Origin of the sequence: Bacillus sp. FSL L8-0152 (genome assembly GCF_038006365.1) — a bacterium.
Lineage (GTDB): Bacteria > Bacillota > Bacilli > Bacillales > Bacillaceae_G > Bacillus_A > Bacillus_A cereus.
Window position 1 is genome coordinate 74001 of record NZ_JBBOVB010000001.1, and the last position, 6000, is coordinate 80000.

The following is a 6000-nucleotide window of genomic DNA, read 5'->3' on the forward strand; positions in this document are numbered from 1 at the left end:
GTGAATGACTAGAAAACTTCATGTAAAATAAGAGGTAGTATAATTAAATTATTTTCACTAGCCTTCGAGTATAATCAATCTCTATATAAATAACTTATGTAGTTGGAGCTGGTTCATCTAAGAGGGTGGGATAAAAGAAGACGGGGTGTTGATATGCAACGAAGAAAATCTTTAGCGCTTTCTATTCCATATCAGTTAGATTTCTTTAAGCAATATAAATTTCTTTCTCAGGATAAGCCGCAACATATTTTGCTGGAAAGTGGACGTGGCGGTCGTTATAACATAGTGGGTTTAAACCCGGTAGCGGTAATCCAAGGGAAGGGTGAAAAGTTACATATAAGTGAAAGCGGTAAGGAAACAATAAAAAGAGGGAATCCATTAGATTTAATGCAAGAATATATGGAGAAATGGAAAACAGACTACAATCCAGAGTACCCGCCTTTTCAAGGTGGTGCAATTGGCTACTTTAGTTATGATTGTATCCGTTATATCGAAAAACTCCCTTCTCTTGCAGAGGATGATCTGAATATACCCGATATATACTTTTTATTATTTGACGATGTGTTTGTCTATGATCAAAAAGAAAAGCTATTGTGGATTATTACACATTATGTAGATAAGCATGCAGAAGCAGAAGAACGTTTAAATGAATGGAAGGATCTTTGGGTGGCAGAAGTGCCTGAAGTGACTATGCCGTTTGAACGTCCTAAAAAGAAAAATGAAGCGGTTGCCTTTACAGAAACAGGCTTTATGAAGGCAGTTGAATGTATTCAAGAATATATTGGAGCGGGTGATGTGTTCCAAGTAAACTTGTCGACTAGACAAGAAAGAACTTTACAAACGCATCCACTAGAAATTTATACAAGTCTTCGTGAAATTAATCCATCTCCATATATGGGTTACCTGGAGCTTGGGGATTTTCAAATTGTTAGTGGATCGCCAGAGTTGTTAATTAAGAAACAAGGAACTGAAGTAAGTACAAGACCAATTGCTGGAACGAGATCTAGAGGCGCGGATGAGCAAGAGGATGAAGAATTAGCAAGAGAATTAATTGAGAACGAAAAAGAAAGAGCAGAGCATGTAATGCTTGTGGATTTAGAAAGAAATGATTTAGGGCGTGTTTGTAAATATGGCACTGTAGAAGTAGATGAATTTATGGTAATTGAGAAATACTCACATGTTATGCATATTGTTTCTAATGTGCGTGGTGAGGTGGAAGAAGATAAAGATGCTTTTGATTTAGTGAAGGCTGTATTCCCTGGTGGAACAATTACTGGTGCCCCGAAAATACGTACAATGGAAATTATTGAGGAATTAGAACCTGTTCGCCGAGGGATTTATACAGGTTCAATCGGTTGGATTGGTTATTCTGGAGATACAGAATTGAATATTGTAATTAGAACACTTCTTGCTAAAGATGGAAAAGCTCATGTACAAGCGGGGGCGGGAATTGTAATTGATTCAAATCCGGAAAACGAATATAAAGAGTCGTTAAAAAAGGCGATTGCTTTATGGCGTGCAAAAGAACGTAGCGAAGAAACGGTTAGGTGAGAGAAATGATATTAATGATTGATAATTATGATTCTTTTACATTTAATTTAGTGCAGTTTCTTGGAGAACTTGGACAAGAGCTCGTTGTTAAACGTAACGATGAAGTGACGATTTCAGATATCGAGAATATGAAACCAGATTTTCTAATGATTTCTCCAGGTCCATGTAGTCCTAATGAAGCGGGGATTAGTATGGAAGTTATTAAATACTTCGCGGGGAAGATTCCGATTTTTGGAGTTTGTTTAGGGCATCAATCTATTGCACAAGTGTTTGGTGGAGAGGTTGTTCGTGCAGAACGATTAATGCATGGGAAAACTTCGCTTATGCATCATGATGGAAAGACGATTTTTTCGGATATTCCTAATCCGTTTACTGCGACGCGCTATCATTCCCTTATTGTTAAGAAAGAGACGTTACCAGATTGCTTAGAGGTAACATCTTGGACGGAGGAAGGGGAAATTATGGCACTTCGTCATAAGACATTGCCGATAGAGGGTGTGCAATTCCATCCGGAATCTATTATGACTTCTCATGGGAAAGAGTTATTGCAGAATTTCATTCGTAAATACAGTCCAAGTGCGACATTATGTTAATTTACGTAAATGGTCAGTATGTAGAAGCAAGTGAAGCGAGGATTTCTCCTTATGATCATGGTTATTTATATGGTCTTGGAGTTTTTGAAACGTTTCGTATTTATAATGGTCATCCTTTCTTATTGGATGATCATTATGACCGTTTAATAGAGGCGCTGGATACATTGCAAATTAAATGGACAATGACAAAAAATGATGTGATGCTTATTTTGAAAGATTTACTCGCTAAGAATGAATTGAAGCATGCATATGTACGTTTTAATGTATCGGCAGGTATAGATGAAATAGGATTACAAACGGAAATATACGAAGAGCCTTCGGTTATTGTTTTTATAAAACCTTTAACAGCTCCAGGAGATGTAGTAGAAAAAGAAGGTGTTATTTTAAAACAAGTGCGAAATACACCGGAAGGGACATTTCGCCTGAAGTCTCATCACTATTTAAATAATATTTTAGGTAAGCGTGAAATTGGAAATGTTGTGAGCAAGGAAGGTATTTTCCTTACTGAAGCAGGTTATGTTGCAGAGGGTATTGTTTCGAATCTATTTTTTGTGAAAGGTGATGTTTTATATACACCTTCGTTAGAGACAGGTATTTTAAATGGTATCACTCGTGCGTTTATTATAAAGAGTGCTGAAGAATTAAATATAGAAGTAAAGGAAGGTTTCTTTACAAAAGATGAGCTACTTTCAGCGGATGAAGTCTTCGTAACAAACTCCATTCAAGAAATTGTTCCGCTTTATCGTATAGAAGCGCAGGATTTCCCGGGTAAAGTAGGAGTGGTTACAAAAAGTTTAATGTACCTTTATGGAATGCAAAGAGAGAAATTATGGAGCAGAAATGAATTACGAAGAGGAGATGTGTAGTTTGAAGTGGGATTATGATTTACGCTGCGGCGAATATACATTGAATTTAAATGAAAAGACATTAATTATGGGGATTTTAAATGTAACACCAGATTCGTTTTCTGATGGTGGGAGTTACAACGAGGTAGATGCTGCGGTACGTCACGCAAAAGAAATGCAAGGTGAAGGTGCTCATATTATTGATATTGGTGGCGAATCTACTCGCCCAGGTTTTGCTAAAGTATCAGTAGAAGAAGAAATAAAGCGAGTCGTCCCGATGATTCAAGCAGTTTCAAAAGAAGTAAAATTACCTATATCTATCGATACATATAAAGCTGAAGTTGCAAAACAAGCAATTGAGGCTGGTGCTCATATTATTAATGATATTTGGGGGGCGAAGGCGGAGCCGAAAATTGCTGAAGTCGCAGCCCATTATGATGTACCCATCATTTTAATGCATAACCGTGATAATATGAATTATCGTAATTTAATGGCGGATATGATTGCTGATTTGTATGACAGTATTAAAATTGCTAAAAATGCTGGTGTGCGAGATGAGAATATTATTTTAGATCCAGGTATCGGTTTTGCTAAAACACCGGAGCAGAACTTAGAGGCGATGCGTAATTTAGAACAGTTAAATGTGCTAGGTTATCCGGTTCTCTTAGGTACTTCGAGAAAGTCCTTTATTGGGCACGTATTAGATTTGCCAGTAGAGGAACGCCTTGAGGGAACGGGAGCTACTGTTTGTCTTGGTATTGAAAAGGGCTGTGAGTTTGTTCGTGTCCATGATGTGAAAGAAATGGCGCGTATGGCTAAAATGATGGATGCGATGATTGGTAAGGGGGTAAGGTAATTGGATAAAATTTATATCCATGATATGGAATTTTATGGTTATCATGGTGTGTTTCCAGAGGAGAATAGATTAGGTCAGAGATTTAAAGTTGACTTAACGGTGGAGTTGGATTTAAAGCGTGCAGGGGAAAGTGATGACTTAGAGCATTCTGTCAATTATGGAGAGCTTTTCGAATTATGTAGAAAAGTTGTTGAGGATAGAAAGTATAAGCTTGTGGAGAGTATCGCTGAAAATATTGCTGCAGATATATTAAAGCAATATAAAAGGATTTCACGGTGTACAATTAAGGTGATTAAACCAGATCCGCCGATACCGGGCCATTATCGCGCTGTAGCAGTAGAAATTACGAGAGAACGTCCATGAATAATATAGCGTACATTGCATTAGGGTCAAATATTGGAGAGCGTTATACGTATTTAACTGAAGCCATTCAGTTTTTAAATAAAAGTCCGTATATTCAAGTTGATGATGTTTCGTCAGTGTATGAAACTGATCCAGTTGGCTATACTGACCAAAGTTGTTTTTTAAATTTAGTTATAAAAATTTCTACCAATTTATCACCGCAAGAATTATTGAAAGTAACACAAAAAGTAGAAAATGACCTAGGAAGAAAAAGGGAAATTAGGTGGGGGCCGAGGACTATCGACCTTGACATTTTACTTTATAATCAAGAGAATATTGAAGCAGAGAATCTTATTGTTCCGCATCCGCGGATGTTCGAAAGAGCTTTTGTTATCGTTCCGTTGTTAGAGATTAATCAAGATATAAAACAAAACATTTCACGTTCACAAGTAGAAGAAATGAAAAGGCGAGAGGGAGTAACGGTATGGAAGCAGAAAAATGGGGAAGACGCATTCGTGCTTTTCGAAAGCTAAAAGGCTACACGCAAGAAGGTTTTGCTAAAGAATTAGGGGTATCAGTATCTGTTTTAGGTGAAGTTGAGAGAGGGAATCGATCGCCTTCTCAAGATTTTGTAGTAGAAGTTGCTAAGGCGTTAAATGTTTCGATAGATGAATTAATGCCAAAGTGACTGTGCAGGAAGGAGTAGGTTGATTGTTAAAGATTGCAAATATTGAGATGAAAAATCCGGTTGTATTAGCACCGATGGCGGGAGTTTGTAACTCTGCATTCCGTTTAACAGTTAAAGAATTTGGTGCAGGTTTAGTTTGTGCTGAAATGGTAAGTGATAAGGCAATATTACTGAATAACAAAAGAACATTAGATATGTTATATATTGATGAGAGAGAAAAACCATTAAGTTTACAAATTTTCGGTGGAGAGAAAGAAACGCTTGTAGATGCTGCGAAATACGTAGATAAATATACGACAGCAGACATTATTGATATTAATATGGGTTGCCCAGTACCGAAAATCGTTAAATGTGATGCGGGGGCAAGGTGGCTTCTAGATCCAAATAAAATATACGAAATGGTAGCAGCGGTTGTAGATGCTGTTGAAAAGCCGGTTACGGTTAAAATGCGTATCGGTTGGGATGAAGAACATATTTTCGCAATAGAAAATGCTAGAGCTGTTGAGCGTGCTGGCGGACAAGCTGTGGCGGTTCACGGACGTACGCGAGTGCAAATGTATGAAGGGAAAGCAGATTGGGATATCATTAAACAAGTAAAGCAAGCTGTGAATATCCCGGTTATCGGAAATGGTGATGTAGAAACACCGCAAGATGCGAAGCGTATGCTTGATGAGATTGGTGTAGATGGTGTTATGATTGGTCGTGCAGCTCTTGGGGATCCATGGATGATTTATCGTACGGTAAAGTATTTAGAGACAGGTGAATTAATGCCGGAACCAACAGTCCGTGAGAAAATTGATGTATGTATGTTGCATCTAGATCGTCTTATCGATTTAAAGAACGAAAATGTTGCTGTAAGAGAGATGAGAAAGCATGCGGCTTGGTATTTAAAAGGTGTTCGTGGTAATGCGAGTGTGCGTAATGGTATCAATACTTGCAACACGCGTGAAGACCTTGCGAATGTATTAGGTGCATTTGTAGAAGAAGTAGAGGCGAAACAACAAACAATTTACGTTGGTTAATAAGGAGGACGGAGAAGATTGACATTCTTCTACACACTTCCTATAATTACGTGAAAGAAAGAAGAACTGCCAGTTAGTTGCTGGCAGTTTTTCTAGTTGAGTA

Annotated in this window: 8 protein-coding genes; all 8 read left to right on the forward strand. The window is 37.8% G+C overall.

Going from position 1 to position 6000, the window contains the following annotated elements; translation table 11 throughout:
- Positions 1-153 precede the first annotated feature (153 nt).
- From pabB to dusB, 8 genes are read left to right on the forward strand one after another with little or no spacing between them, the layout of a single operon-like run.
- Positions 154-1551, forward strand: a complete 1398-nt coding sequence (gene pabB, locus MHH27_RS00390; protein WP_016513294.1) for an aminodeoxychorismate synthase component I — start codon at positions 154-156, stop codon at positions 1549-1551.
- 5 nt (positions 1552-1556) lie between these two features.
- Positions 1557-2144 (forward strand): aminodeoxychorismate/anthranilate synthase component II, encoded by a 588-nt coding sequence (gene pabA, locus MHH27_RS00395; RefSeq protein WP_000602297.1) that lies wholly within the window; start codon positions 1557-1559, stop codon positions 2142-2144.
- Positions 2138-3010: an aminodeoxychorismate lyase gene (pabC, locus tag MHH27_RS00400; RefSeq protein ID WP_016513295.1), complete on the forward strand. Its 873-nt coding sequence runs from the start codon at positions 2138-2140 to the stop codon at positions 3008-3010. Before pabA ends, pabC begins: the two co-directional genes overlap by 7 nt.
- The gene (folP, locus tag MHH27_RS00405) at positions 2985-3845 is read left to right on the forward strand and encodes a dihydropteroate synthase (RefSeq protein ID WP_002103948.1); all 861 of its coding nucleotides are present in this window, start codon (positions 2985-2987) and stop codon (positions 3843-3845) included. Before pabC ends, folP begins: the two co-directional genes overlap by 26 nt.
- On the forward strand, positions 3846-4208 hold the full coding sequence (folB, locus tag MHH27_RS00410) for a dihydroneopterin aldolase (RefSeq protein WP_000358069.1): 363 nt from the start codon (positions 3846-3848) through the stop codon (positions 4206-4208). It abuts the gene before it with no gap.
- Entirely contained in the window at positions 4205-4720 is a 516-nt protein-coding gene (gene folK, locus MHH27_RS00415) for a 2-amino-4-hydroxy-6-hydroxymethyldihydropteridine diphosphokinase (RefSeq protein ID WP_001059456.1), read from the forward strand. Before folB ends, folK begins: the two co-directional genes overlap by 4 nt.
- Positions 4672-4875 (forward strand): helix-turn-helix domain-containing protein, encoded by a 204-nt coding sequence (locus MHH27_RS00420; RefSeq protein WP_000387030.1) that lies wholly within the window; start codon positions 4672-4674, stop codon positions 4873-4875. Before folK ends, MHH27_RS00420 begins: the two co-directional genes overlap by 49 nt.
- Before the next feature lie 23 nt (positions 4876-4898).
- Positions 4899-5897 (forward strand): tRNA dihydrouridine synthase DusB, encoded by a 999-nt coding sequence (gene dusB, locus MHH27_RS00425; protein WP_000912249.1) that lies wholly within the window; start codon positions 4899-4901, stop codon positions 5895-5897.
- The last annotated feature ends 103 nt before the right edge of the window (positions 5898-6000 follow it).

Coding starts and splice junctions, on each gene's coding strand:
- folK (WP_001059456.1), top strand. CDS start 4,205: ATGAATAATATAGCGTACATTGCATTAGGGTCAAATATTGGAGAGCGT.
- pabB (WP_016513294.1), top strand. CDS start 154: ATGCAACGAAGAAAATCTTTAGCGCTTTCTATTCCATATCAGTTAGAT.
- pabA (WP_000602297.1), top strand. CDS start 1,557: ATGATATTAATGATTGATAATTATGATTCTTTTACATTTAATTTAGTG.
- folP (WP_002103948.1), top strand. CDS start 2,985: ATGAATTACGAAGAGGAGATGTGTAGTTTGAAGTGGGATTATGATTTA.
- MHH27_RS00420 (WP_000387030.1), top strand. CDS start 4,672: ATGGAAGCAGAAAAATGGGGAAGACGCATTCGTGCTTTTCGAAAGCTA.
- pabC (WP_016513295.1), top strand. CDS start 2,138: ATGTTAATTTACGTAAATGGTCAGTATGTAGAAGCAAGTGAAGCGAGG.